A 22,936-nucleotide genomic window follows, 5' to 3' on the forward strand; every position below is an offset into this window, starting at 1 on the left:
CCGAACAAGGAGCGTCATCATGCGCACCCGTACCGTCCTTCTCGCGCTGCTGTGCACCGGCGCGCTCGTCACCTCCACCGCGTGCAGCGTGGAGAAGCCGTCCGACGGCGGCGACGCCACGGCCGCGAAGTGCGGCGCCGGCAAGGACTTCCTCATCGGCATGTCGCAGGCCAACAACGCCGAGCCCTACCGGCAGGTCATGAACAACGACGTGCAGACGGCGGCGAAGGCCGTCCCCGGGTTCACCGTGGTGGTCGCCGACGCGGCGCAGGACAACAGCAAGCAGGTCGCCGACGTGGAGAACTTCCTCACCCAGAAGATCGACCTGCTGGTCATCTCGCCGAACGAGGCCAAGCCGCTGACCGCGGTGGTGCGCAAGGCGTACGACCGGGGGGTCCCGGTGATCGTGCTCGACCGCAAGGTCGAGGGCGAGGCGTACACGGCCTTCATCGGCGGGGACAACGTCGCCATCGGCAGGGCGGCCGGCGAGTTCTACGCCACGACGCTGCTGCCGGCCGGCGGCAAGGTCATCGAGATCGCCGGGTTGCCCGGCTCCACGCCGGCGGCCGAACGCGCCCAGGGCTTCCGGGAGGGCATCGCCGCCAACCCGAAGATCGACGTCGTCGCCTCCCAGCCGGGGGACTGGCTGCGGGAGAAGGGTCAGTCGGTGGCCGACGCGCTGCTCAAGGCCCACCCGGACGCCGCCGCCGTGTACGCCCACAACGACCCGATGGCCGAGGGCGCGTACCTGGCCGCGAAGGCGGCCGGGCTGCACACCAAGGTGAAGTTCACCGGCATCGACGCCCTGCCGGTGCCGTCGGGCGGGATCAAGGCCGTCGAGCAGGGCCGGCTGGCGGCGACCTTCCAGTACGCCACGGGCGGCCGGGAGGCCGTCGACCTGGCCCGCCGGATCCTTGTCGACTGCGCCGAGGACGTCCCGCGTACCACCACCCTCGACACGATGCGCGTCACGAAGGAGAACGCCGCCGAGACGTACGCGAAGCTCGGTGGCGTCGCCTGAGCGCCGAGCCGGCGCGGCCCGGCGGGCCGCGACCCGGACCTGGAGGAGCGGGGGAGACCTGGCATGACGGTGGCCGCGGTGCTCGGGGTCGACATCGGCACGTCCAGCAGCAAGGGCGTCCTCGTCGACCTGTCCGGGCGCGTGCTGCGCTCCCGCGTCCGGGAGCACCGGGTGGACCGGCCGCGACCCGGCTGGGTGGAGATGGACGGCCGCGTCTGGTGGGACGAGTTCGTCGCCCTCACCCGTGAGCTGCTGGCCCCGGGCGACGCCCACGTGGTGTCGGTCGGGGTCAGCGGGATGGGGCCGTGCGTGCTGCTCACCGACGCCGCCGGCACGCCCCTGCGCCCGGCCGTCCTCTACGGCGTCGACACCCGGTCCACGCCGCAGATCGCCCGGCTGACCGAGCGCTTCGGCGCGGACGAGATCCTGCGCCGGTGCGGCTCGACGCTGTCGACCCAGGCGGCGGGGGCGAAGGTCGCCTGGGTCGCCGACGCCGAGCCGGAGCTGTTCGCCAGGGCCCGGCGGCTGTTCATGCCGAGCTCCTGGCTGCTCTGGCAGCTGACCGGCCGGTACCTGCTCGACCAGCACTCGGCCAGCCAGTGCACGCCGCTGTACGACAGCGCGGCGCAGACCTGGTACCGCCCCTGGGCCGACGAGATCGCCCCCGGGCTGGAGCTGCCCGAGCTGCGGTGGCCCGGCGACGTGGCGGGGACGGTGACCGCCGGGGCCGCCGCGACCACCGGGCTGGCGCCCGGCACCCCGGTCGTGACCGGGACGATCGACGCCTGGTCGGAGGCGCTCAGCGTGGGCGCCCAGGGCGTCGGCGACCTGATGCTCATGTACGGCACCACGATGTTCCTCGTGCACACGGTGCCGCAGCCGCTGACCAGCCCGTCGCTGTGGGGCACCGTCGGCGCGCTGCCGGGCACCCGCAACCTGGCCGGCGGCATGGCGACCTCCGGGGCGATCACCGGGTGGCTGCGGGAGCTGTTCGACGCCGCCGACTACCCCGAGCTGCTGCGCCTGGCCGAGCGGTCCGGGCCGGGCGCGCGGGGGCTACTCATGCTGCCGTTCTTCGCCGGCGAGCGGACCCCCATCCTCGATCCCGACGCCCGGGGCGTCATCGCCGGCCTGACGCTCTCCCACGGGCGCGGCGACATCTACCGCGCGGCGCTGGAGGCGACCGGGCTGGCCGTGCGCCACAACATCGAGACGATCGAGGCGGCCGGCGGCGACATCCGTCGCGTCGTGGCGGTGGGCGGCGGCACCCGGGGCGACCTCTGGACGCAGATCGTCTCGGACGTCACCGGCCGGGCGCAGCACATCCCGTCGGTCACCATCGGTGCGAGCTACGGCGCCGCCTTCCTCGCCGCCGGCGCGGTGCGGCGGGTCGACATCCACCGGTGGAACCCGATCCGGGAGGTCCGCGAGCCGCGCCCGGCGCTCGCCGCCGACTACGCGGAGCTGTACGGGCTGTACCGGCAGCTCTACGCCGGCTCGAAGTCCGTCGCCCACGCGTTGGCCGCCCGGCAGACGCGCCTCGCGGCCCCGCCCCAGCCAGGTACCGACGAGCCAGTGGAGGAAGTCAACCCGTGAGCAACTACACCATGCCGGTGCTGGTCGACCCGCCGGCCGCCGCCCCCCGGACGGTCTACACGGTCGCCAGCGGTGACCTGCGGCCGGCCGCCAACGTCACCGGCTGGCCGACCCAGCAACGCCTGGAGGCGGACCTCGCCGACGCGGTGACGGCACTGGGCTGGCGGACCCGGCGGGCCCATCCGGTGGACGCCGGCGCGGGCCACGGCTTCATCGACAGCCAGCGCGCCGGCATCGAGGTCTTCCAGGGGATCCCGGTCGACGCCCCGCTCGTCGTCGTGGAGGCGGTGTGGCAGTACAGCCACCACGTGCTGGCCGGGCTGCGCGCGCACCGGGGCCCGATCCTGCTCGTGGCGAACTGGAGCGGGGAGTTCCCCGGCCTGGTCGGCCTGCTGAACCTCGCCGGCAGCCTCACCAAGGCGCGGGTGCGGTACTCGGCGCTGTGGAGCGAGGACTTCACCGACGAGTGGGCGCGCGACGGGCTGAAGGCCTGGCTGGAGACCGGCGAGGTGGTCCACGACGAGAGCCACGTGCGGGACCTGCCGCCGTTGCCGTCCGACCCCGAGGTCGCGCTCGGCGTGGCGCTGGCCCGGCAGCTGCGGCGCCGGCCGGCCGTCGTCGGCGTCTTCGACGAGGGCTGCATGGGCATGTACAACGCGATCATCGACGACGAACTGCTCAACCCGCTCGGCATCTACAAGGAGCGGCTGTCGCAGAGCGCGCTGGTCGCGGAGATGTCGCGGGTGCCCGACGCGGAGGCGCACGCGGTGCGGGCGTGGCTCGATGCCGCCGGGATGACCTTCCACACCGGCACGGACGAGGCCACCGAACTGACCGACGCCCAACTGCACAGCCAGTTCAAGATGTACGTCGCGGCGCTGCGCATCGCCGACGACTTCGGCCTGGACGCCGTCGGCATCCAGTACCAGCAGGGCCTCAAGGACACCGTGCCGGCGAGCGACCTGGCCGAGGGGCTGCTCAACGACGTGTCCCGGCCGCCGGTCACCAGCCGGGACGGCACGCGCGAGCTCTACGCGGGGCGGGCCCTGCCGCACTTCAACGAGGTCGACGAGGGCGTGGCGGTGGACTCGCTGGTCACCAACCGGATCTGGACCGCGATGGGGATGGACCCGGCCACCACCCTGCACGACATCCGCTGGGGGGAGTCGTACGGGCCGGACTTCGTCTGGGTGTTCGAGATCTCCGGCTCGGTGCCCGCGTCCCACAACGGCGGCTACGACCGGTCGTACAGCATGCGGCAGCCGCCGATGTACTTCCCGCTGGGCGGCGGCACCCTCAGCGGCGTCTCCCGGCCGGGCGAGATCGTCTGGTCGCGGATCTTCATCATGGACGGGGTGCTGCACGCCGACCTGGGCCGGGGCACCGTGGTCGAGCTGCCGGCCGCCGAGACGCAGCGTCGGCTGCGGGCCACCACGCCGCAGTGGCCGATCATGCACGCCGTGCTGCACGGCGTGGGCCGCGACCAGTTGATGGCACGGCACAAGGCCAACCACGTCAACGTGGTCTACGCCGACGACGCCGACGCCGCCGACCGTGCCCTGCGGGTCAAGGCCGCGATGCTCGACGCGATGGGGGTGCGGGTGCACCTGTGCGGCGACGTGGCGCTGTGACCCCGGCGGGTGTCCCGCCGCCGGCTCACCGGGCCGGGGCGGGCCCACCCGCGCCGGCCGCGGGCTGTCCGTCCGGCAGGGAGCGGACCGAACTCTCGCGGACCCGCAGGGTCGTCCGCAGGGTGACGGTCGAGGACGCCTTCGCGGGGTTGGCGATCCGCTCGGTGAGCAGCGACGCCGCGGCCCGCCCCAGGTCGTACGTGGGCTGCGCGACGGTGCTCAGCGAGGGCCGCACCAGGTGGGCCCAGGGAATGTCGTCGAAACCGACCACGCCGCACCGGGCGGGCACGGCGACGCCCCGGTCGACCAGGCACTCCACCGCGCCCACCGTCATCAGGTTGTTGGTGACGAAGACCGCGTCCGGCGGCTCGGCCGCGTTCAGCAGGGATGCCATGGCCCGGTAGCCGCCGTCCTCCCGGAAGTCGGCGTACCGGATGAGGTCCTCCGGCGCGCTCCGGCCGGCGGCGCGCAGGGCCTGCTGGTATCCGCGTAGCCGCTGGACGGCGGTGGAGATCCGCCGTGGTCCCGTGACGCAGGCGATCCGGCGGTAGCCGCTGTCGATCAGGTGGGCGGTGGCCGTCTCGGCGCCGTGGACGTTGTCCACGAGCACGGTGTCCACGGCCACCCCGTGCGGCTGCCGGTCGATGGCCACGACCGGCATCCCGGCCTCGGTGAGCCGGTTGATCAGGGCCGGTCGTCCCGACGGCGAGATGATCACGCCGGCCATCCGCTCGGCCAGGGCCGCCGTCACGTAGCGGGTCTCCTTCTCGGGATCCTCGTCGCCGTTGCACAGGACCACGGAGAAGCCCGCCTCCTGCGCCACGTCCTCGATGCCGCGCACCAGCGAGGTGAAGAACGGGTTGCCGATGTCGGAGATGATCACCGCCCAGAGGCTGGTGCGTTGCCGGCGCAGGCTGCGGGCCACCGCGTTGGGCCGGTAGTCCAGGTCGAGCACCACCTGGCGTACCCGCGCGGCCAGGTCCGGATCCACCGACGAGTGCCCGTTGAGCACCCGGGACACCGTCGACGCCGAGACCTCGGCCACCCGGGCCACGTCGTAGATGGTCGTCATGCGGTCGTCCCCTGTCGGTGTCTCGCGCCCGGTCCCGCACCGGACCCCCGGTTGCGACCGCACGAGCACCACCGTCCGTTGCGGCCCGCCGCCCGAGAGTGGCCGGCCCTGAGATCCTATGCCAGGGAATCGATTTCTCGTGCGCGCCGCGCACCCGCACACCGCACCGACGGTCGTGGTGGCGCTAGCGGTGAACTGGCGGGGCTGGTCCGGCAGCACGCCGGCGTCGCGCGGCGGACGGGCGGTCAGCCGGCCGACGGGGTCCTCGCCCTGGCCCGTACGGCGAGCGAGGCGGCGGCCACCGCGTTCAGGACGATCCACAGTGCCCCGGCCACCGGGTGCCAGGGCCGCACGTGACCCTCCACGACGTCCCAGGCGTCCGGGTCGCCGCTCCAGTTGTAGGTCATCGGATTGAACCGGTATTCGCACCAGGCGACGCCGGTGACGAGCAGCGCCGCGACGACCGCGCGGACGCGCGTGCCGGTGCGGCCCTCGCGCAGCCGTCGGTCCGTCGGCAGCACGACCGTGATCAGCAGCAGGTTGAGGGCGGCGAAGACGGCGGTCATGCTCAGCCCGCCGCTACGGTAGTTGGCGACGGCGTACGGCAGGGTCGAGTCGCCGGGCCCGAGGGCCCCGTTCGCGGCATAGGCGGCGCTGGCCACTCCGCTCCACCACAGCAGCGGAGCGACCAGCACCATCGAGATCAGCAGCGTCCATCGACCGACGGCCATCGCGGGAGTCTACGGCTTCCCGCCGACGCCCACGTCGACCCGGTTGGCGTACGGGTCAGGCGCGGGTGATGCGTACGGCGTCGGCGACCACGTAACCGCTGCCGCTGGTCCAGCGGCTCACCCCGACCTTGTTGCCGTCGCCGGCGGCGAGCGTGAAGACGCCGATCGACACCCACCGTCCACCGTTGACGCGCTGGTCGACCGACACCGACCGGTTGCCCGAGGCGGTGGCGACGACGTACGGCGTCTGGGCGTTGTAGCCGGGGTCGGCGGGGTACCAGACCGAGACCTCGTAGGTCCCCGTCTCGGGGATGTTCGCCCGGTACCAGGCGACGTCGCTGGCCGAGGTCGGGTTCGCGAACCGGTAGTCGGTGCCGAAGCGCTGCCCGGAGTACGCCGACGTGCTCCAGTTGGCGCCCGCCGTGAACCGGCCGGACGTGGTGTTGTCGACAGTGGTGGTCCACTGCTGCGGGGGCGGCTGCTGCGACGTGCTCACGTCCAGGTAGTTGCGGTCGATCTTCATCGTGACGCCGCCCCAGGTCTCCGTCACGTCCCCGGCGTACTGGTGCAGCCGCTGGTGGTTCGCGTAGTAGGCGTCGGAGCAGTAGCTCCCGGCGTCGGTGTCGGCCACGCCGTTCCACCAGGCGATCCAGATCTGGTCCAGCCTGGTGTAGCTCGCGTTGTTGTACTCCAGGCAGACGTCCTTGATGCCGGAGGATCCGCTGGAGTACATGCCGGCCAGGTAGCCCTTGGTGTGCAGCCGCTCGACCCAGCCGGACAGGAACGACAGCACGGCGGCGCGGCAGGACGCGGTCGTCGGGTAGTGCTCGATGTCGTTGTAGATGGTGCTGCCGGCGCCGATGCCCAGCGCCTGCGCGGCGTTGGCGGCGCTGTCGGCGGCGGTGCGGCCCTGCGAGCGCGCGGTGGCGGGGTCGGCGGACATCTTCGGCGCGCGGGTGCCGCAGGGCGCCTGGTAGCCGAGTTCGATGGGGATGAGCCGCCAGCCGTTGGCGACCTGGTTGGCGACCCAGGTCGCCGTCAGGTTGGGCTGCGCACAGGTGCGGCTGGCCCCGCTGATGTAGATGCCCACCGCGCGGTACGGCGAGCTGGCCCGCCAGGCGTTCATCGCGGACTGCGACGGGGCGGTGCAGGTGTCGAAGCCCTTACCGACGAAGGTGCCGGGCTGCGGACCGACGGCGGACACCGCCACGGACTGCGGCTGTGGCTGCGGGGCCGGCGTCGACTCGGCCACGGCCGCCGAGCCGAGGGTGACGGTGAGCCCCGCCGTGGTGGCGAGGCCCAGCAGCCAGGTGGTGGTCCTTCTCATCCGGTCTCCCTCGAAGGTTTTCTTGCACGAGGTTGAAGTCAGTGAAGAACTTTTACACACCCATTGAAGGTTGGCAATAGTGTCAGATTGGTGACGCGTCGGTTACCAGGCGCAGGGCGCGTAGTCCTTGAGGAAGCAGCCGTACAGGTCCTCGCCCTGCTCACCACGGACGATCGGGTCGTACACCCGGGCCGCGCCGTCGACCAGGTCCAGCGGGGCGTGGAAGCCGGCATCCGCGAGCCGCATCTTCGTCGGGTGGGGCCGCTCGTCGGTGATCCAGCCGGTGTCCACGCTGGTCATCAGGATGCCGTCGGTCAGCATCTCCTGGGCGCTGGTGCGCGTCAGCATGTTCAGCGCGGCCTTGGCCATGTTGGTGTGCGGGTGCCCCGGCCCCTTGTAGCCGCGGCCGAACTGGCCCTCCATCGCCGACACGTTCACCACGTACTTGCGGCGGGCCTTCGCCGCGGCCATCGCCGGCCGCAGCCGACTGACCAGTACGAACGGCGCCGTCACGTTGCACAGTTGCACTTCCAGCAGCTCGACCGGGTCGACCTCCTGCACCCGCTGCACCCAGCTGTTGACCGGGTCGAGGTCCGGCACCAGGCCGCCGGCGTCGATGGCGGTGGCCGCCGCGATCCGCTCCGGCGAGGCGGAGCCGCTGGTCAGCGCGAGGGCGGTGAGCGCGTGCGGGGTGAGCGGGGTCGACTGCGGTGAGGCGGTCAGGCCGCCCGCCGTCTCGCCCCGCCCGGCCGGCTTGACGAACGTGACGATCTCCGGCAGAGGGCCCTCCGGCAGGGCCGCCGCCTCCGCGGCGACGAGCTGCGCGTACGCCCCGGGGCTGCGCCGTACGGTCTGCGCCGCGTTGTTGATCAGGATGTCGAGGGGGCCCTGGTCGCTGACCGAGTCGGCGAGCGCGATCACCTGGGCGGGGTCGCGCAGGTCGATCCCGACGATCCGCAGGCGGTGCAGCCACTCCCCGCTGTCGGGCATCGCCGCGAACCGGCGCACCGCGTCGTGCGGGAACCGCGTGGTGATCGTGGTGTGCGCGCCGTCGCGCAGCAGCCGCAACGCGATGTACATGCCGATCTTCGCCCGGCCGCCGGTGAGCAGCGCGCGCCGGCCGGTCAGGTCGGTACGGGCGTCGCGGCGCTCCCGGTTCAGCGCCGCGCAGGACGGGCAGAGCTGGTGGTAGAAGGCGTCCACCTCGCGGTAGCGCTGCTTGCAGACGTAGCAGCCGCGCGGGTTGTGCAGGAAGCCGGCCGTCGTGCCCTCGGTGGGGGAGGCGAGCGGGATCCCCTGGGTCTCGTCGTCGATCCGGCCCGGCGCGCCGGTGGCGGTGGCCGCCGTCACCGCGCGGTCGGCCGCCGCGATCGCGTCCCGCCGCTCCTCGCGCCGGCGCTGCTTGATCACCTTGTAGAGCCGCGCGGTGGCCCGCTGCACGCGTACCACGTCGGGGTGATCGGGGGGCAGGTCCTCCAGCGCCTCGAAGACACTGAGACAGGTCTCCAGCTGGCTCCGGTCGATGCCGTCGTGGCCGGTTTCGGTGATGTTGTCCGCCGTCATGCCGCTGCTGTCTCGTCCCGTTTCCGCGCCGTGTATTCCCGGCCCACGCCAAGTCCGACCCGGAACTGTACGTCACCGCCCGGCTGCCGGCGCAGCCCACGCCCGGGACGGGCGCTCGTCTTCGACGCCGGCGGGCGGGCGCCGCCTGGTCACGCCGGGCCGGCGACGTGCCGGCCCGGGCGTGGGGCGGCGCTCCCCGTCCTCACCGCGTCGCGGCCGCCGGCGACGCCGTCCGCTTGTCCCGGGCAACCGCGCCGCCGGGGACCGGTACCCCGCCGGTGCCCGCATCGGCGAACGCGCTGTCCCCGAGGCCCGGAACACCGGCGACCGCCGCGTTGTTCGCGGCGCGGCGGCGACGGGCCCGTACGACGGCTGCCGCCGCCACCATCGCCGCCAGGGACATCGCTGCCGCCTGTAGCAGCGGTACCCTCCTGCTGCGTCGACGCCTCATGGGCACTACCCCTCTCAGTATCGAGTCCGACCTTGGTCACATCGTGGAGACACCGCGGCCGCGGCGAGGGGCGATTCGCTGCAATCGACACGGTCGGGTCATGCTGTCGCCTGCGAAGACCTGACCGTGGAAGGCGACGACCGTGAAGCAGTGGCTGTACCTCGCCGGAGCCATCGGCCTGGAAGTGAGCGGGACCCTCGCGCTGCGCGCGGCCAACGACCACCCCGCGTGGATCGCGCTGGTCGTCGTCGGCTACACCCTCTCCTTCGTCCTCATCTCGCTGGTCCTGCGCGAGGGCATGCCGATCGGCGTCGCGTACGGCATCTGGGCCGCCAGCGGGGTCACCCTCACCGCGCTGCTGGCCGCGCTGCTGTTCGGCGACGCCCTGACCTGGGTGATGGGACTCGGCTTCGCCGTCATCGTCGCCGGGGTCCTGCTCGTCGAACTCGGCTCCCACCAGGCGGCACCGGGGCACACCGCCCCCCACGACGTCCACCACGAGCCCGAGGGGGCACGATGAGCTGGGTCTTCCTGGCCGCCGCGATCGCCTTCGAGGTCACCGCCACCATGGCGCTGCGCGCCTCCGAGGGGCTGCGCAGGAAGGCATGGGCACCCGTCGTCGTCGGCGGCTACGTGACGTGCTTCGTCTTCCTCAGCCTGGCCCTGCGCGCCGGCATGGCCGTCGGCGTCGCCTACGGCGTCTGGGCCGCTGCCGGCATCGCCCTGACCGCGATCATCGCGCGGCTCGCCTTCAACGACCCGCTCACCAAGGTCATGATGCTCGGCATCGGTCTCATCGCCGCCGGTGTGCTCCTCGTCGAACTCGGCGCCACGTCGGCGCACTGAGCCCGCACCCCGACCCTCCGCGTCATTTGTCGGGCGGGGCCGGTCACGCCCGCCCTCGCCCCGCCCGGGGGGTGTGCGCGGCGCCACGCAGGTTGGCACAATGGCCGGGCTGTCGACCCGGACGGGGAGTGGGTGCCGACGATGACCGAGAACCACGTCCAGCCGAACGAGACCACGGTGCCGCTGCTGCACTGCGTGTCGGCGGAGGAGACCCTGGCGTTCTGGCGTGCGCTCGACTTCGAGGTCACGTACGAGCAGACGAAGCCGTACGTCTACCTGGCGTTCCGGTGGAGCGGGTTCGAGCTGCACTACGGTGGCGCGCCGAGCGGCGTGGACCCGTCGGCCGAGAACACCGGCGGTTGCCTGGTGATGGTCGACGAGGTCGCGCCCTACCACGCGGCGTTCAGCGAGGCGATGCGCCGCGCCTACGGCAGGGTGCTCGCCACGGGACGCCCCCGGATGACCCGCTACCGTGCCGGTGCGTCGCGGTTCAGCGTCGTCGATCCGTCGGGGAACACCATCGTCTTCATCCGGCGCGACGAGCCGGCGGAGCTGGAGTACGGCGGCTCGAAGCGGTTGCAGGGGCTGGCCCGCGTCCTCGACAACGCGCGGATCCTGCGCGAGTTCAAGACCGACGACCTGGCCGCCTTCCGGGCGCTCAACTCGGGGCTGCGCCGGCACGGCGAGGCGGCGCCGGCCGTCGAACAGGCGTTGGCGCTGGCCGGGTTGATCGAGCTGTCGCTCGCGCTGGGCAAGCCGGAGCTGGTGCCCGACTGGGGCGGCCGGCTCGCGACCCTTTCGCTGACCGCACCGGAGCGGGCGCGGGTACGCCAGGCGGTCGCCGATCCCGCCGTGCTCGAACCGTGGTTGCCGGCCCCGGACTGACGGTCCGGGGCCGGATGATCGTCGCCTCTGCGAGGGTGGGGGCATGGCCGCGCTGTCCCGCACCCGTCTGACCGACTGGACCGTCGTCACGCCGCTGCTGGCGATCCTGGTGTTGATCCTGACCTGGGGCCGCGACCTGTCCGGCCCCGTCGTGGTCGTGGTGGCCGTGCTGCTGGCCGGTGCGGTCCTGGCCGCCGTGCACCACGCCGAGGTGGTGGCCCACAGGGTGGGGGAGCCGTACGGCTCGCTCGTGCTCGCCGTGGCCGTCACGGTCATCGAGGTCGCCCTGATCGTCACGCTCATGATCAGCGGCGGCGAGAAGACGCAGTCCCTCGCCCGCGACACCGTCTTCGCCGCCGTCATGATCACCTGCAACGGGATCCTCGGGTTGTCGCTGCTGCTCGGGGCGCTGCGCCGCCGGGTGGCGGTCTTCAACTCCGAGGGCACCGGCGGCGCGCTGGCGACCGTGACCACCCTCGCCGCCCTGAGCCTCGTCGTGCCGACCTTCACCACCAGCCGGCCGGGCCCGCAGTTCACCCCGGCGCAGCTCGCCTTCGCCGCCGTGGTCTCGCTCGCCCTCTACGGCCTGTTCGTCATGGTGCAGACCGGCCGCCACCGCGACTACTTCCTGCCGGTCAACAGCCAGGGCCGGGCTCTCGACGCGGAGGGACACGCCGAGCCGCCGTCGGCCCGGGCCGCCCTGCTCAGCCTCGGTCTGCTGCTGGTGGCGCTGGTCGCCGTGGTGGGCGACGCCAAGTCGGTGTCCCCGGCGATCGAGTCCGCAGTCGCCGGGGCGAACCTGCCCCCGTCGTTCGTCGGCGTGATCATCGCGCTGCTGGTGCTGTTGCCCGAGACGATCGCCGCCGCCCGGGCCGCCCGCCGCGACCGGGTGCAGATCAGCCTGAACCTGGCCCTGGGCTCGGCCATGGCCAGCATCGGGCTGACCATCCCGGCGATAGCGCTCGCCTCGATCTGGTTGGAGGGCCCGTTGCTGCTGGGCCTCGGCGGCACCCAGGTGACCCTGCTCGCCCTCACCGTCGTCACCGGCGTGCTGACCGTGGTGCCGGGGCGGGCCACCGTGCTCCAGGGCGGCGTGCACCTGGTGCTGCTCGCCGCCTTCGTCTTCCTGGCCGCCAGCCCCTGACCGTCCGCCGGTCGCATGACGGGCCCACCGCCGGGGTACTGGACGCCGCAACGCCGACGCCGGGGAGGGCACTGTGACGACGCGCGTGGGACGCCGGCCGCGAAGCCCGCTGGCCGGCCTCGTGGTGGCCCTCGTCGCGGCGGCCGGCTGCGTGGTCGGCGGGGTGTCCGACCCCGAGGGGCAGGAGCCGGCCCCGCCGCGGCCCGACACCCCGGCCTCGCCGGGCGCCGGGCAGGACCGGGCCGACGGCACCACCAGCGTCGCGGAGTTCCAGCAGGACGTCTCCGACGCGAAGACCATCGCCGAGCGGTATTGGGCCGCCCAGTTCCGGGCCTCGGGGGAGCGGTTCCGCCCGATCCGCCGCGTCATCCCCTACCAGCGGGCCGGCGAGGTGTCCTGCGGCGGGCAGTCGCTGCCGCGCAACAACGCCGTCTACTGCTCGGCCGGCGACTTCATCGCCTACGACGTGAGATGGTCGGTGGGCGCGTTCCGCCAGGTCGGCGACGCGTTCGTGTTCTACCTGCTCGGCCACGAGTACGCGCACGGCATCCAGGCCCGGCTCGGCATCCGCCACTCCTACACCATCCAGCAGGAGTTGCAGGCCGACTGCATGGCCGGGGCGTACCTCGGCGACTCGGTGCGCTCGGAGGCGCTACGGCTCGACGACGGCGACCTGGAGGAGTTCCGCGAGGGGCTGCTGGCCGTCGGGGACGACCCCGACCAGCCGTGGTTCGCCGAGGGCTCGCACGGCACCGCCGAGCAGCGCACCGAGTCGTTCTTCCGCGGCTACGAACGGTCCCTGTCCGCCTGCGGCCTCAGCTGAGCGGGCCGCTCGGAACCCGACCACCACGGGACCGGGGCCGGTCGTCCCGAGTCTCGCGCCCGCGCGCCACCCGTCGGCCAGGTCACCCCGCGGCACTGGGCACGCGCGGGCGGCGTGGCGGCTGAGAGGATCCCCGGGTACGCAACCGAGGGAGGATCCCCTGAACAGCCACCATCCCGCCGCCGTGCTCTTCGACATGGACGGCACCCTGGTCGACAGTGAGAAGCTGTGGGACGTCGCGCTGCACGAGCTGGCGGCGGAGTACGGCGGCACCCTCTCCGATCCGGCCCGCAAGGCGATGATCGGCTCCAGCATGGCCGCGTCGATGCGCCTCCTGCACGACGACCTGGACCAGCCGGGGCGTGACCCGCAGGCCAGCGCGGCGTGGATCAACGCCCGGATCCTGGAGCTGTTCCGCACCGGGCTGCGCTGGCGCCCCGGCGCGCTGAACCTGCTGCGGGCCGTCCGGGCGGCGGGCATCCCGACGGCCCTGGTGACCTCCAGTGGCCGGCCCCTGGTGGAGGTGGCGCTGGACACCCTCGGGCGCGACAGCTTCGACGCGGTCGTCTGCGGCGACGAGGTCGAGGCGGCCAAGCCGCACCCGGAGCCGTACCTGACCGCCGCCCGGCTGCTCGGCGTGCCGATCGCCCGCTGCGTGGCGATCGAGGACTCGCCCACGGGGGTGGCCAGCGCGCTCGCCGCCGGCGCGGCGGTGCTGGCCGTACCGGCGGAGGTGCCGATCGGGCCGCTGGACGGCGTACACCAGCTGGAGAGCCTGACCGGCGCGGACCTGGAGCTGCTGGCCGCCCTGCTCGGCGCGCCGCCGCCCGGCGCCTGAGGCGACGAGGGGCGCAGGACGGACGAGGGCCCCGCCGGTCGGCGGGGCCCTCGTCGTGCGGCGGGATCAGTCGTGGGCGATGGCGCCGAGCACGTTGATCCGGGCGGCCCGCACCGCCGGGAGCGCCGCCGCGACCACCCCGACGACCGCGGCGAGGCCGAGGAAGATCCCCATCTGGGTCCAGGGCAGCACCAGGTCGGTGATGCCCTCGTCGCGCAGCGCCTCGACCACGGCCGCCCCCAGGCCGGCGCCGACGACGACGCCGAGCAGCGCGCCGAACACCGAGATCACCACCGCCTCCACGGTGATCATCCGCATGGTCTGCGCCCGGCGCAGGCCGATGGCCCGCAGCAGCCCCAGCTCCCGGGTGCGCTCCAGCACCGACAGCGCCAGGGTGTTGATGATGCCGAGCACGGCGATCACGATGGCCAGCGCCAGCAGGATCTGGATCATCATGAGCAGCCCGTCGAGCTGACCGGTCTGCTGCTCGATGAACGCCTCCCGGTCGGCCACCGACACCTCGGGGGAGTCGGCCAGCAGCGCCTCGATCTGCGGCTGCACGTCGGCCACCCGGGTGCCCGGCGCCAGCTGGATGAAGCCCTGGATGGGCTGCGGGATGGCGAAGCCGCTCGCCGCCTCCGCCGGCAGCACCACCGGGTTGGTCAGCTGGGAACTGGCGTAGATGCCGGTCACGGTGTACGTGCGCGCCTCGCCCCGGGACGTCTGCACCGGCACCTTCGAGCCCACGGAGAGGCCGCGCGCCGTCGCGGTGTCGGAGCTGACCAGCATCCCGTCGGGCGCCAACCGGTCGATGTCGCCGGCGGTCGGCTCGGCCCCGAAGATCTGTCGCAGCGCGGCGACGTCACTGCTCGCCGCCACCCAGGTGCGCTCGCCGCCGACCATCGCCAGGTCGCCGTACTCGCCGTCGGCCAGGCGCACCCCCGGGATCGCGGCGGCCTTCTCCAGCACCGCCGGGTCGAAGCTCGGCGGCCGGGGGCCGCTCTGCGCCCCGGCGATCACCAGCTCCGCCTTCAGGCTGTCCTGGGCGAGCCCGCCGATGCTGCTCTTCGCCGAGTCGAGGATCACCGTCACGCCGGTGACCAGCGCGATGCCGACCATCAGCGCGGCGGCGGTGATGGCGGTGCGGCGCGGATTGCGCCCCGAGTTGAGCCGGCCCAGCTTGCCCGGCACCGACCAGGCGAAGAGCGCGCCGAGCAGGCTCACCACCGGCCGGCTGATCAGTGGCGTCAGCAGGGCCACGCCGATGAAGGCGAACAGCACCCCGCCGAGGATGGTGGCCAGGGTGTTGCCCCCGGCGTTGACGGTGAGCCCCAGCGCCAGCAGCGCGCCGCCCACGGCCGTGACGATCGCGCCGGCCACGGTGACCTTGGTCAGCGGGCGGTCGGGGGTGGCCACGTCCTGCATCGCCGCGATCGGCGGGATCCGCGACGCCCGCAGCGCCGGCAGCAGCGCCGCCACCACGGTGATCACGAGACCGACGGAGAACGCGCCGACCACGGCGGAGAGCGGCACGCCGATCCCGGCCAGGGTCAGCCCGCCGGCGAACGTGCTGAACAGGTACGCCAGCAGCGCGCCGATGCCGATGCCCGCGCCGAGGCCCAGCACGGAGGCGACCAGGCCCACCGCGATGGCCTCCAGCACCACCGAGCCGATGATCTGCCGGCCGCTGGCCCCCACGGCGCGCATCAGCGCCAGTTCGCGGGTGCGCTGCGCCACGATGATCGAGAAGGTGTTGAGGATCAGGAAGGTGCCCACCAGCAGCGCCACCGCGGCGAAGCCGAGCAGGATCCGGTTGAAGAAGGACAGCGCCTCCTTCATGCCCGCCGCCGCGTCCTCGGACAGCTGCGTACCGGTCTTGACCTCGAAGTCGGCGCCCACCGCGGCGGCCACGGCGTCGCGCAGCGCCTCGTCGGACACCCCGTCGGCGGCGGTGACCGAGAGGTTGCTGAAGGTGTCCGGCGCGCCGAGCATCAGCTTCTGCGCGACCGGCGTGGTGAACATGATCTCGTTGGCACCACCGATGGAGTCCCGGCCGCCGCTGTAGCCGAACACGCCGACGATGGTGAACTCCTGCTTCGGCTGCAGGGTCAGCACGCCGACCCGGTCGCCGACCTTCACCTTGCCGGCCGTCGCGAGCGCCTTGTTGATGACGATCTCGTCGTCGGCCTGCGGGGCCCGCCCCTCGCGAAGCCGCACCAGGTCGCTCTCGCCGGTCCAGTTCTCGCCGAGTTGCGGCGGGCCGAACGAGGCGACCACCTTGCCGTTGGCGCCGATCAGCCGGGCCCCGTCGACGCCGACCACGCCGGTGGCCTCGGCGACACCGGGCACCGCCCGGACCTTGTCGAGGGTGGCCGCCGGCACCGGCGCCGCCACCGGCATGCCCTCCGTCTCGCCGATGTCGATCTTCGGCTTGGCGGCGACGTTGACGTCCACGCCCTCGTACGCGTCGGCGAAGATCGCGTCGAACGAGCGGCCGAGGGTGTCGGTGAGCACGAACGCGCCGGAGACGAACATGACGCCCAGCACCACGGCCAGGCCGGAGAGGATCAGCCGGACCTTGCGCGCCAGCAGGCTCTTCAGGGTCGCGCGGAACATCAGCGCGTCACCTCGGCGGGGGTGTCCAGCTTCTTCATGGTGTCCAGCACCGTGTCGGCGGTCGGCTCGATCAGCTCGGAGACGATCTGCCCGTCGGCGAGGAAGACCACCCGGTCGGCGTACGCGGCGGCGGTCGGGTCGTGGGTGACCATCACGATGGTCTGCCCGTGCTCGCGCACCGAGTTGCGCAGGAAGTTCAGCACCTCCGCGCCGGCCCGCGAGTCCAGGTTGCCGGTCGGCTCGTCGGCGAAGATCACCTCGGGTCGGGCGACCAGCGCCCGGGCGCACGCCACCCGCTGCTGCTGGCCGCCGGAGAGCTGCGCCGGCCGATGGTCCAGCCGGTCCCGCAGCCCGACCGTGGCGATCACCGTGTCGTACCAGGCCGGATCCGGCTTGCGTCCGGCGATCGACAGCGGCAGCAGGATGTTCTCCTTGGCCGTCAACGTCGGCAGCAGGTTGAACTGCTGGAAGATGAAGCCGACCTTGTCGCGGCGCAGCTTCGTCAGGCCCGCGTCGCCCAGGCCGGTGACCTTCGTGTCGCCGATCGACACCGTGCCCCGGGTCACCGAGTCCAGGCCCGCGAGGCAGTGCATCAACGTCGACTTGCCCGAGCCCGACGGCCCCATGATCGCCGTGAACCGGCCCCGCTCGAACTCCGCGCTGACCCCCCGCAGCGCGACGACCTGCGCCTCGCCGCTGCCGTACACCTTCCACACGTCGCTCGCCCGGGCCGCGGCCTGCGCCTGCTGGCCTACCGTCGCGGTCACGTCATCTACCTCTTCCGTCTGTCTTCGTCTCCGCGCCGCCCCCGCTGGTCCGGCACGGCAGTCCCATCATCTGTGCTCGCCGGCCCCGATCCCTCCGACTCCGGTCGGAGCCGTGGCGGATTTCGCGCTGCGGGTGCCCCCCAATGCCGACTCAGGGTTGCCCCTGAGTGCGGCCGGTCGGAGGCGTTCCGCCGGCCGGGACCGATCCTGCACAGTGACGCCGCGTCAGGGTCAACCGCGCGGCGACGTCACCGGTCACGGTAGGTGACGGCGGCAACCGCGCCGCGTGCCGTGGCGCATCCCCGGGTACGCGGGCCGCGCCGGCCGGCGACGAGGCGCTACGCCCGCGGGCGGACCAGACCCGACTCGTACGCCAGCACCACGGCCTGCACCCGGTCGCGCAGCCCCAGCTTCGTCAGCACGTGCCCGACGTGGGTCTTGATGGTGGTCTCGCTGACCGACAACGCCCGGGCGATCTCGGCGTTGGACAGCCCCCGGGCCACGTGCACGAGCACCTCCCGCTCCCGCTCGGTCAGCGCGCTCAGCGTGCGGGGCGGCGCGGCCGCGGGATCGGGCAGCGCGTCGGCGAAGCGGTCCAGCAGGCGCCGCAGGATGCGTGGCGCGACCACCGCGTCCCCGGCGGCCACCGTGCGGATCGCCGCCACCAGGTCGTCGGCCGGCACGTCCTTGGCCAGGAAGCCGCTCGCCCCGGCCCGCAGCGCCCCGACCACGTACTCGTCCAGGTCGAAGGTGGTCAGGATCAGCACCCGCACCGGCAGCCGGGCGTCGACGATCGCCCGGGTCGCGGCGACCCCGTCCATCCGTGGCATCCGGATGTCCATCAGCACCACGTCGGGCAGCAGCCGGCGGGACAGCTCCACCGCCTCCAGGCCGTCGGCGGCCTCGGCGACGATGTCCAGGTCGTCCTCCGTGCCCAGCACCATCCGGAAGCCGGTACGCAGCAGCGGCTGGTCGTCGGCGAGCAGGATGCGTACCGGCCGTGCCGGCACCGTCGCGTCGGTCACCTGATTCCCCCGTTCCGATCCCCGGTCACGCCGCCGCGTCCCGGGGTTCCACCGGGATCCTCGCCGACACCCGGAAGCCCCCGCCCGGGCGCGCCCCGGTACGCAGGACACCACCGTAGAGGGCGACCCGCTCCCGCATCCCGACGAGGCCGTGCCCGACGCGGTCGCCGTCGGGCCCGGGGCCGCGCCCGGTGTCGGCGATCTCCACGTCGACCGTGTCCCCGTCGAAGCTCAGCAGCACCTGGGCGGTGGCCGCGCCGGCGTGCTTGAGCGCGTTGGTCAGCGCCTCCTGGGTGATCCGGTAGAGGGTCAGCGCCACCCCCTCCTCCAGCGCCGCCGGGGTGCCCTCGACCCGCAGGGTCACCGGCAGGCCGGCGTCACGCACCTGCTCCACCAGCGCCTCGATGCCGGCGAGCCCCGGCTGCGGAGCCAGCTCGGCGGCCGGCTCGGCGTCGGTACGCAGCACGTCGAGCAGCCGGCGCATCTCCCGCAGCGTCGCCCGGCTGGTCTCCTCGATGGTGGCGATGGCCCCGTCGGCCGCGCCCGGATCCTTCGGCAGCACGCGGCGGGCCCCCGTGGCCAGCACCCCCATCACGCTGACGTGGTGCGCGACCACGTCGTGCAGCTCGCGGGCGATGCGGCGGCGTTCGTCGGCGACCGCCCGCTCGGCCAGCGAACGCTGGTTCTCCTCGGCCGCCCGGGCCCGCTCCCGCAGCGCCTCGGTGGAGGCCCGACGGGCGTGCACCGCACGTCCCACCGAGTACGACACCGCCCCCACCAGCAGGTTGTTCAGCACCAGGTAGGCGGGACTGACGTTCGCCAGCAGCTCGTCGGGCGGCGGCGCGAGGGCGCTGGTGGCGGCGACCGGTATCCACAGCACCAGCGCCGCCACGACCGCCGTACGCGGTGGCCCGGCGGCGGCCGCCGTGTAGGTGAGCACCATGAAGGTCATGCCCTGCGTGGTCGGCGCGGGGCCGAGCAGCAGGGGCACCGCCAGCGTCGCCACCGCCAGCGCGACCGCCGCCCACGGCGCCACCCGCCGCCACGCCACCGGGGCGGCGCAGACCACGCTCCAGCCCAGCGCCGCCAGCAGGCGCCCCGGCCAGTATTCGCGGGGGGTCAACGCGGTGAGCACCACCTCCGCCACGACGAGCCCGCCGGCGAGCAGCACGTCGGCGGCGAGGGGGTGCCGGCGCAGCCACTCCCGGGGGCCCGAAGTCATACCCGCGACGCTATCCGCCGTGGCGGCCGATTGATCGTCGCCGGCGGTGAGCCCGGCCTCATCCCTCAGGAGGAGAGCAGCTCGTCCCGTCGGGGCGGCCGACGGGATGGTGCGCCGGTCAGCCGGTCACTCGTCGGCGCCGGGAGGCGTCGGGCGGGACCGGGCGTCGCGCAGCGGATCCGGTGCCGCCTGCGTCGGGAACGGCGGCGGGGTGCCCCCGAAGGTCGGGCAGAGCGCCTGGTGGCTGCACCAGTCGCAGAGCCGGCTCGGGCGGGGACGGAAATCCTGCTGGGCGGTCGCCTGCTCGATCGCCCGCCACAACGCCACCACGGTGCGCTCGAAGCGCAGCAGCTCGTCGGCGTCCGGGGCGTAGTCGCAGACCTCCGCGTCCTTGAGGTAGAGCAGCCGCAGCACCCGGGGGACCACGCCCCGGGTGCGCCAGAGCACCAGCGCGTAGAACTTGAGCTGGAACAACGCCCGGGCCTCGAACGCCTCGCGCGGCGCGCCGCCGGTCTTGTAGTCGACCACTCGCAGCGCCCCGTCGGGTGCCACGTCGAGCCGGTCGACGTAGCCCCGGATCAGCAGCTCCTCGTCGACCACCGCCGAGATCAGGCTCTCCCGCTCGGCCGGCTCCAGCCGGCGCGGGTCCTCCACCGCGAAGTAGCCCTCCAGCAGCCCGGCGGCGGAGCGGAGGAACTCGGTCGCCGCCGGGTCGCCGTCGGCGAACAGCGCCGCCAGCTCGGGCTGCTCGGTGACGAGCCGGTCCCACTGCGGGACCACCAGGTCGCCGGCGGCCGTCGGGGTGCGCCCGGCGGCCGGCAGGTCGAACAGCCGCTCCAGCACCGCGTGCACGAGCGTGCCCCGGGCCTGCTCGACGGTCGGCCGCTCGGGCAGCCGGTCGATGCTGCGGAACCGGTAGAGCAGCGGGCAGGTCTTGAAATCCGCCGCCCGTGACGGCGACAGCGAGGCCCGCACCGTCGCCGGGACCTCGGCCGGGGTCGGGGAGTGCTGCGTGGTCACCGGTTCCGCCGTCATGCCCGGAAGGTTAGGGCACCGGTGTGACACCACCGCCGTCGCCGCACCGGTGCATGATCGCGTCGCCCGGACGGTGTACGACCGCCGCGCCGCGCCGGCGTCCGGTCCCCGTCGCCACGCCGGCGCATGATCTCCGCCGCGTAGCATCGATCCGATGGAGCAGACGAGGCGACCGCGCCGCCGGCCCGACGCGCGGGGCGGCCTGACCGTGGGCCGGGTGTTCGGGGTGCCGCTGCACCTCAACGGCTCGATGGTGCTGCTCACCCTGCTGGTGACCGTGCTCTACGCCGAGTTCGCCCGCCGCCAGCTCGAGCTGTCCCAACTCGCCGGCTACCTGATCGGCTTCGGCTTCGTGGTCTCCCTGCTCGGCTCGGTGCTCCTGCACGAGCTTGGCCACGCCCTCACCGCCCGCCGCTACGGCATCGGTGTGCGCGGGATCACCCTGGAACTGCTCGGCGGCTACACCGAGATGGACCGCGACGCCCCGACGCCCCGGATCGACCTGCTGGTGTCGCTCGCCGGCCCGGCCGTCTCCGCCGTGCTCGGCGTGCTCGCGGTCGCCGCCACCCTCGCCCTGCCCGACCGCACCCTGGCCAACCAGCTCGCCTTCCAACTGGCCGTGAGCAACGTCATCGTCGCGCTGTTCAACATGTTGCCCGGCCTGCCGCTCGACGGCGGCCGGGCGCTGCGGGCGGCGGTCTGGGCGGTGACCCGCGACCGGCACCGCGGCACCGAGGTCGCCGGCTGGGTCGGACGCGTCGTCGCCGTCGGCACCGCCGCGCTGGTCGCCCTGCTCACCTTCTCCCGCGACCTGGCGCCGCTGGCGCTGCCGCTGATGCTGCTCGTCGCGTTCACCCTGTGGCGCGGCGCCGGGCAGTCGATCCGGATGGCCCGGATCAGTCGCCGCTTCCCGCTGATCGACCTGTCCCGGCTGGCCCGGCCCGTGCTCGCCGTGCCCACCGGCACGCCGCTGGCCGAGGCGCAGCGCCGGCGCGCCGACGGGAGCACCCCGGGCGCCGCCCTCGTGGTCACCGACACCGCCGGCCGGCCGGTCGCCCTGGTCGATCCGGCGGCGGCGGACGCCGTGCCCGTGGAACGCCGCCCCTGGCTGGCCGTCGACGCGGTCGCCCGATCCCTGCCGGACCTGCCCACGATGCCGGTGGGACTCGACGGGGAACGCGTGATGGAGACCGTGCAGACCCACCCGGGCGCGCAGTACGTGGTGACCTCAGGCGAAGATGTCGTGGGCATTCTGCACATCGCGGATCTGGCTCAGCTCCTCGAACCTCAACGGAAGATGAACACGTGACCGCAACTCCCCCCGTCGCCCCGGCAGACCCGGGCACCCCGGTGCCCGCCGACACCCCGGCGCTGCCTCCCGTGCACCGCGGCCCGTTCCGGATCGGCGACCGGGTGCAGCTGACCGACCCCAAGGGGCGGATGCACACGGTCACCCTGGAGCCGGGCAAGGCGTTCCACACCCACCGCGGCATCCTGGAGCACGACGCGCTGATCGGCCTGCCCGACGGCAGCGTGGTCACCACCACCGGCGGCGGCACCGCGTTCCTGGCCCTGCGACCGCTGCTGTCGGACTACGTGCTCTCGATGCCGCGCGGCGCCCAGGTGATCTACCCGAAGGACTCCGCCCAGATCGTCGCCATGGGCGACATCTTCCCGGGCGCCAAGGTCCTGGAGGCCGGCGCCGGCTCCGGCGCGCTGTCCTGCTCCCTGCTGCGCGCGGTCGGCACGGGGGGCGAGCTGCACTCGTTCGAGGTGCGCGACGACTTCGCCCAGATCGCCCGGCGCAACGTCGAGGCGTTCTTCAACGGGCCGCACCCGGCGTGGCACCTGCACGTCGGCGACGTCGCCGGGTGCGCCGAGACCGGCTTCGACCGGATCATCCTCGACATGCTCACCCCGTGGGAGACCCTCGACATGGTCGAGCGGGCGCTGGTGCCCGGTGGCGTGTTCATCGGCTACGTCGCCACCACCCCGCAGCTGTCCGAGCTGGTCGAGGCGCTGCGGGAGCGCGGCGGCTGGACCGAGCCGCGGGCCTGGGAGTCGCTGGTGCGCGACTGGCACGCCGAGGGGCTGGCCGTGCGCCCGGACCACCGCATGATCGCGCACACCGCGTTCCTCGTCTCCGCGCGTAAGCTCGCCCCCGGCGTCACCGCACCACCGCGGCGCCGCAAGCCCAGCAAGGGCGCCGAGGCGTACGCCGAACGCCGCCAGGCGCTGCGCGAGGCCGAGGCCGCCAGGCAGGCGGCGGCCGCCTCGGCGCAGCAGGCGGCCGAGGACACGGAACGACCGTGACGGCGCAGCGGGGCGACGAGGAGTGAACGG

Annotated in this window: 20 protein-coding genes and 1 pseudogene; 11 read left to right on the forward strand and 10 right to left on the reverse strand. The window is 73.6% G+C overall.

The window, feature by feature from the left end; translation table 11 throughout:
- Window positions 1-19 precede the first annotated feature (19 nt).
- From ACN27A_RS03155 to ACN27A_RS03165, 3 genes are all read left to right on the forward strand, one after another.
- Window positions 20-1,021 carry a substrate-binding domain-containing protein gene (locus ACN27A_RS03155; RefSeq protein WP_421449668.1) on the forward strand — a complete coding sequence of 334 codons (1,002 nt, stop codon included), beginning with the start codon at window positions 20-22 and terminating at the stop codon, window positions 1,019-1,021.
- A 63-nt stretch (window positions 1,022-1,084) separates the two neighbouring features.
- Complete coding sequence (locus tag ACN27A_RS03160) at window positions 1,085-2,617, forward strand: FGGY-family carbohydrate kinase (RefSeq protein WP_421449670.1); 1,533 nt, start codon at window positions 1,085-1,087, stop codon at window positions 2,615-2,617.
- On the forward strand, window positions 2,614-4,248 hold the full coding sequence (locus tag ACN27A_RS03165) for a fucose isomerase (protein ID WP_421449672.1): 1,635 nt from the start codon (window positions 2,614-2,616) through the stop codon (window positions 4,246-4,248). Before ACN27A_RS03160 ends, ACN27A_RS03165 begins: the two co-directional genes overlap by 4 nt.
- Before the next feature lie 25 nt (window positions 4,249-4,273).
- Here the strand turns inward: ACN27A_RS03165 and ACN27A_RS03170 are convergent, their stop codons facing one another.
- From ACN27A_RS03170 to ACN27A_RS03190, 5 genes are all read right to left on the reverse strand, one after another.
- Complete coding sequence (locus ACN27A_RS03170; RefSeq protein ID WP_421449673.1) at window positions 4,274-5,320, reverse strand: LacI family DNA-binding transcriptional regulator; 1,047 nt, start codon at window positions 5,318-5,320, stop codon at window positions 4,274-4,276.
- A 245-nt stretch (window positions 5,321-5,565) separates the two neighbouring features.
- Complete coding sequence (locus tag ACN27A_RS03175) at window positions 5,566-6,051, reverse strand: hypothetical protein (RefSeq protein WP_421449675.1); 486 nt, start codon at window positions 6,049-6,051, stop codon at window positions 5,566-5,568.
- 55 nt (window positions 6,052-6,106) lie between these two features.
- Complete coding sequence (locus ACN27A_RS03180) at window positions 6,107-7,378, reverse strand: glycoside hydrolase domain-containing protein (RefSeq protein ID WP_421449676.1); 1,272 nt, start codon at window positions 7,376-7,378, stop codon at window positions 6,107-6,109.
- A gap of 102 nt (window positions 7,379-7,480) precedes the next feature.
- Window positions 7,481-8,941: an SDR family NAD(P)-dependent oxidoreductase gene (locus ACN27A_RS03185; protein WP_421449678.1), complete on the reverse strand. Its 1,461-nt coding sequence runs from the start codon at window positions 8,939-8,941 to the stop codon at window positions 7,481-7,483.
- 202 nt (window positions 8,942-9,143) lie between these two features.
- A complete protein-coding gene (locus ACN27A_RS03190) occupies window positions 9,144-9,344 on the reverse strand; it encodes a hypothetical protein (RefSeq protein ID WP_421449680.1) in 201 nt (66 codons plus the stop codon).
- A gap of 190 nt (window positions 9,345-9,534) precedes the next feature.
- On the opposite strand from ACN27A_RS03190, the gene ACN27A_RS03195 reads away from it, so the two are divergent.
- The 6 genes and pseudogenes from ACN27A_RS03195 (at window position 9,535) to ACN27A_RS03220 (ending at window position 13,928) form a co-directional block, all read left to right on the forward strand.
- Window positions 9,535-9,912, forward strand: coding sequence for a DMT family transporter (locus tag ACN27A_RS03195; RefSeq protein ID WP_421449682.1), 378 nt, complete (start codon window positions 9,535-9,537; stop codon window positions 9,910-9,912).
- Complete coding sequence (locus ACN27A_RS03200; protein WP_421449684.1) at window positions 9,909-10,238, forward strand: DMT family transporter; 330 nt, start codon at window positions 9,909-9,911, stop codon at window positions 10,236-10,238. Before ACN27A_RS03195 ends, ACN27A_RS03200 begins: the two co-directional genes overlap by 4 nt.
- A 141-nt stretch (window positions 10,239-10,379) precedes the next feature.
- Complete coding sequence (locus ACN27A_RS03205) at window positions 10,380-11,123, forward strand: glyoxalase (RefSeq protein WP_421449686.1); 744 nt, start codon at window positions 10,380-10,382, stop codon at window positions 11,121-11,123.
- A gap of 43 nt (window positions 11,124-11,166) precedes the next feature.
- On the forward strand, window positions 11,167-12,267 hold the full coding sequence (locus ACN27A_RS03210) for a calcium:proton antiporter (protein WP_421449688.1): 1,101 nt from the start codon (window positions 11,167-11,169) through the stop codon (window positions 12,265-12,267).
- Window positions 12,268-12,322: 55 nt separating this feature from the next.
- A pseudogene (locus ACN27A_RS03215) lies at window positions 12,323-13,090 on the forward strand (neutral zinc metallopeptidase); the annotation flags it as partial.
- A gap of 184 nt (window positions 13,091-13,274) precedes the next feature.
- The gene (locus ACN27A_RS03220; protein ID WP_421449690.1) at window positions 13,275-13,928 is read left to right on the forward strand and encodes an HAD family hydrolase; all 654 of its coding nucleotides are present in this window, start codon (window positions 13,275-13,277) and stop codon (window positions 13,926-13,928) included.
- A gap of 66 nt (window positions 13,929-13,994) precedes the next feature.
- On the opposite strand, the gene ACN27A_RS03225 is transcribed toward ACN27A_RS03220, so the two are convergent.
- The 5 genes from ACN27A_RS03225 to ACN27A_RS03245 form a co-directional block, all read right to left on the reverse strand.
- Entirely contained in the window at window positions 13,995-16,544 is a 2,550-nt protein-coding gene (locus tag ACN27A_RS03225) for an ABC transporter permease (RefSeq protein ID WP_421449691.1), read from the reverse strand.
- A complete protein-coding gene (locus tag ACN27A_RS03230; protein ID WP_421449693.1) occupies window positions 16,544-17,311 on the reverse strand; it encodes an ABC transporter ATP-binding protein in 768 nt (255 codons plus the stop codon). The genes ACN27A_RS03225 and ACN27A_RS03230 overlap by 1 nt, the downstream gene beginning before the upstream one ends.
- Window positions 17,312-17,649: 338 nt before the next feature.
- On the reverse strand, window positions 17,650-18,336 hold the full coding sequence (locus tag ACN27A_RS03235) for a response regulator (RefSeq protein ID WP_132237447.1): 687 nt from the start codon (window positions 18,334-18,336) through the stop codon (window positions 17,650-17,652).
- Window positions 18,337-18,361: 25 nt separating this feature from the next.
- The gene (locus ACN27A_RS03240) at window positions 18,362-19,558 is read right to left on the reverse strand and encodes a sensor histidine kinase (protein WP_421449694.1); all 1,197 of its coding nucleotides are present in this window, start codon (window positions 19,556-19,558) and stop codon (window positions 18,362-18,364) included.
- Window positions 19,559-19,684: 126 nt separating this feature from the next.
- A complete protein-coding gene (locus ACN27A_RS03245; protein ID WP_421449696.1) occupies window positions 19,685-20,593 on the reverse strand; it encodes a RecB family exonuclease in 909 nt (302 codons plus the stop codon).
- A 217-nt stretch (window positions 20,594-20,810) separates the two neighbouring features.
- Between ACN27A_RS03245 and ACN27A_RS03250 the strand changes: the two genes are divergently transcribed.
- Both ACN27A_RS03250 and ACN27A_RS03255 read left to right on the forward strand, forming a co-directional pair.
- Window positions 20,811-21,902: a site-2 protease family protein gene (locus ACN27A_RS03250; RefSeq protein WP_421458360.1), complete on the forward strand. Its 1,092-nt coding sequence runs from the start codon at window positions 20,811-20,813 to the stop codon at window positions 21,900-21,902.
- Window positions 21,899-22,906, forward strand: coding sequence for a tRNA (adenine-N1)-methyltransferase (locus tag ACN27A_RS03255; protein ID WP_421449698.1), 1,008 nt, complete (start codon window positions 21,899-21,901; stop codon window positions 22,904-22,906). Before ACN27A_RS03250 ends, ACN27A_RS03255 begins: the two co-directional genes overlap by 4 nt.
- Window positions 22,907-22,936: the final 30 nt, after the last annotated feature.

This window comes from Micromonospora sp. WMMD737, from assembly GCF_049179055.1.
In the GTDB taxonomy this organism is placed as follows: domain Bacteria; phylum Actinomycetota; class Actinomycetes; order Mycobacteriales; family Micromonosporaceae; genus Micromonospora; species Micromonospora reichwaldensis.

Coding starts and splice junctions, on each gene's coding strand:
- ACN27A_RS03155 (WP_421449668.1), top strand. CDS start 20: ATGCGCACCCGTACCGTCCTTCTCGCGCTGCTGTGCACCGGCGCGCTC.
- ACN27A_RS03160 (WP_421449670.1), top strand. CDS start 1,085: ATGACGGTGGCCGCGGTGCTCGGGGTCGACATCGGCACGTCCAGCAGC.
- ACN27A_RS03170 (WP_421449673.1), bottom strand. CDS start 5,320: ATGACGACCATCTACGACGTGGCCCGGGTGGCCGAGGTCTCGGCGTCG.
- ACN27A_RS03175 (WP_421449675.1), bottom strand. CDS start 6,051: ATGGCCGTCGGTCGATGGACGCTGCTGATCTCGATGGTGCTGGTCGCT.
- ACN27A_RS03180 (WP_421449676.1), bottom strand. CDS start 7,378: ATGAGAAGGACCACCACCTGGCTGCTGGGCCTCGCCACCACGGCGGGG.
- ACN27A_RS03185 (WP_421449678.1), bottom strand. CDS start 8,941: ATGACGGCGGACAACATCACCGAAACCGGCCACGACGGCATCGACCGG.
- ACN27A_RS03190 (WP_421449680.1), bottom strand. CDS start 9,344: ATGTCCCTGGCGGCGATGGTGGCGGCGGCAGCCGTCGTACGGGCCCGT.
- ACN27A_RS03200 (WP_421449684.1), top strand. CDS start 9,909: ATGAGCTGGGTCTTCCTGGCCGCCGCGATCGCCTTCGAGGTCACCGCC.
- ACN27A_RS03205 (WP_421449686.1), top strand. CDS start 10,380: ATGACCGAGAACCACGTCCAGCCGAACGAGACCACGGTGCCGCTGCTG.
- ACN27A_RS03210 (WP_421449688.1), top strand. CDS start 11,167: ATGGCCGCGCTGTCCCGCACCCGTCTGACCGACTGGACCGTCGTCACG.
- ACN27A_RS03225 (WP_421449691.1), bottom strand. CDS start 16,544: ATGTTCCGCGCGACCCTGAAGAGCCTGCTGGCGCGCAAGGTCCGGCTG.
- ACN27A_RS03240 (WP_421449694.1), bottom strand. CDS start 19,558: ATGACTTCGGGCCCCCGGGAGTGGCTGCGCCGGCACCCCCTCGCCGCC.
- ACN27A_RS03245 (WP_421449696.1), bottom strand. CDS start 20,593: ATGACGGCGGAACCGGTGACCACGCAGCACTCCCCGACCCCGGCCGAG.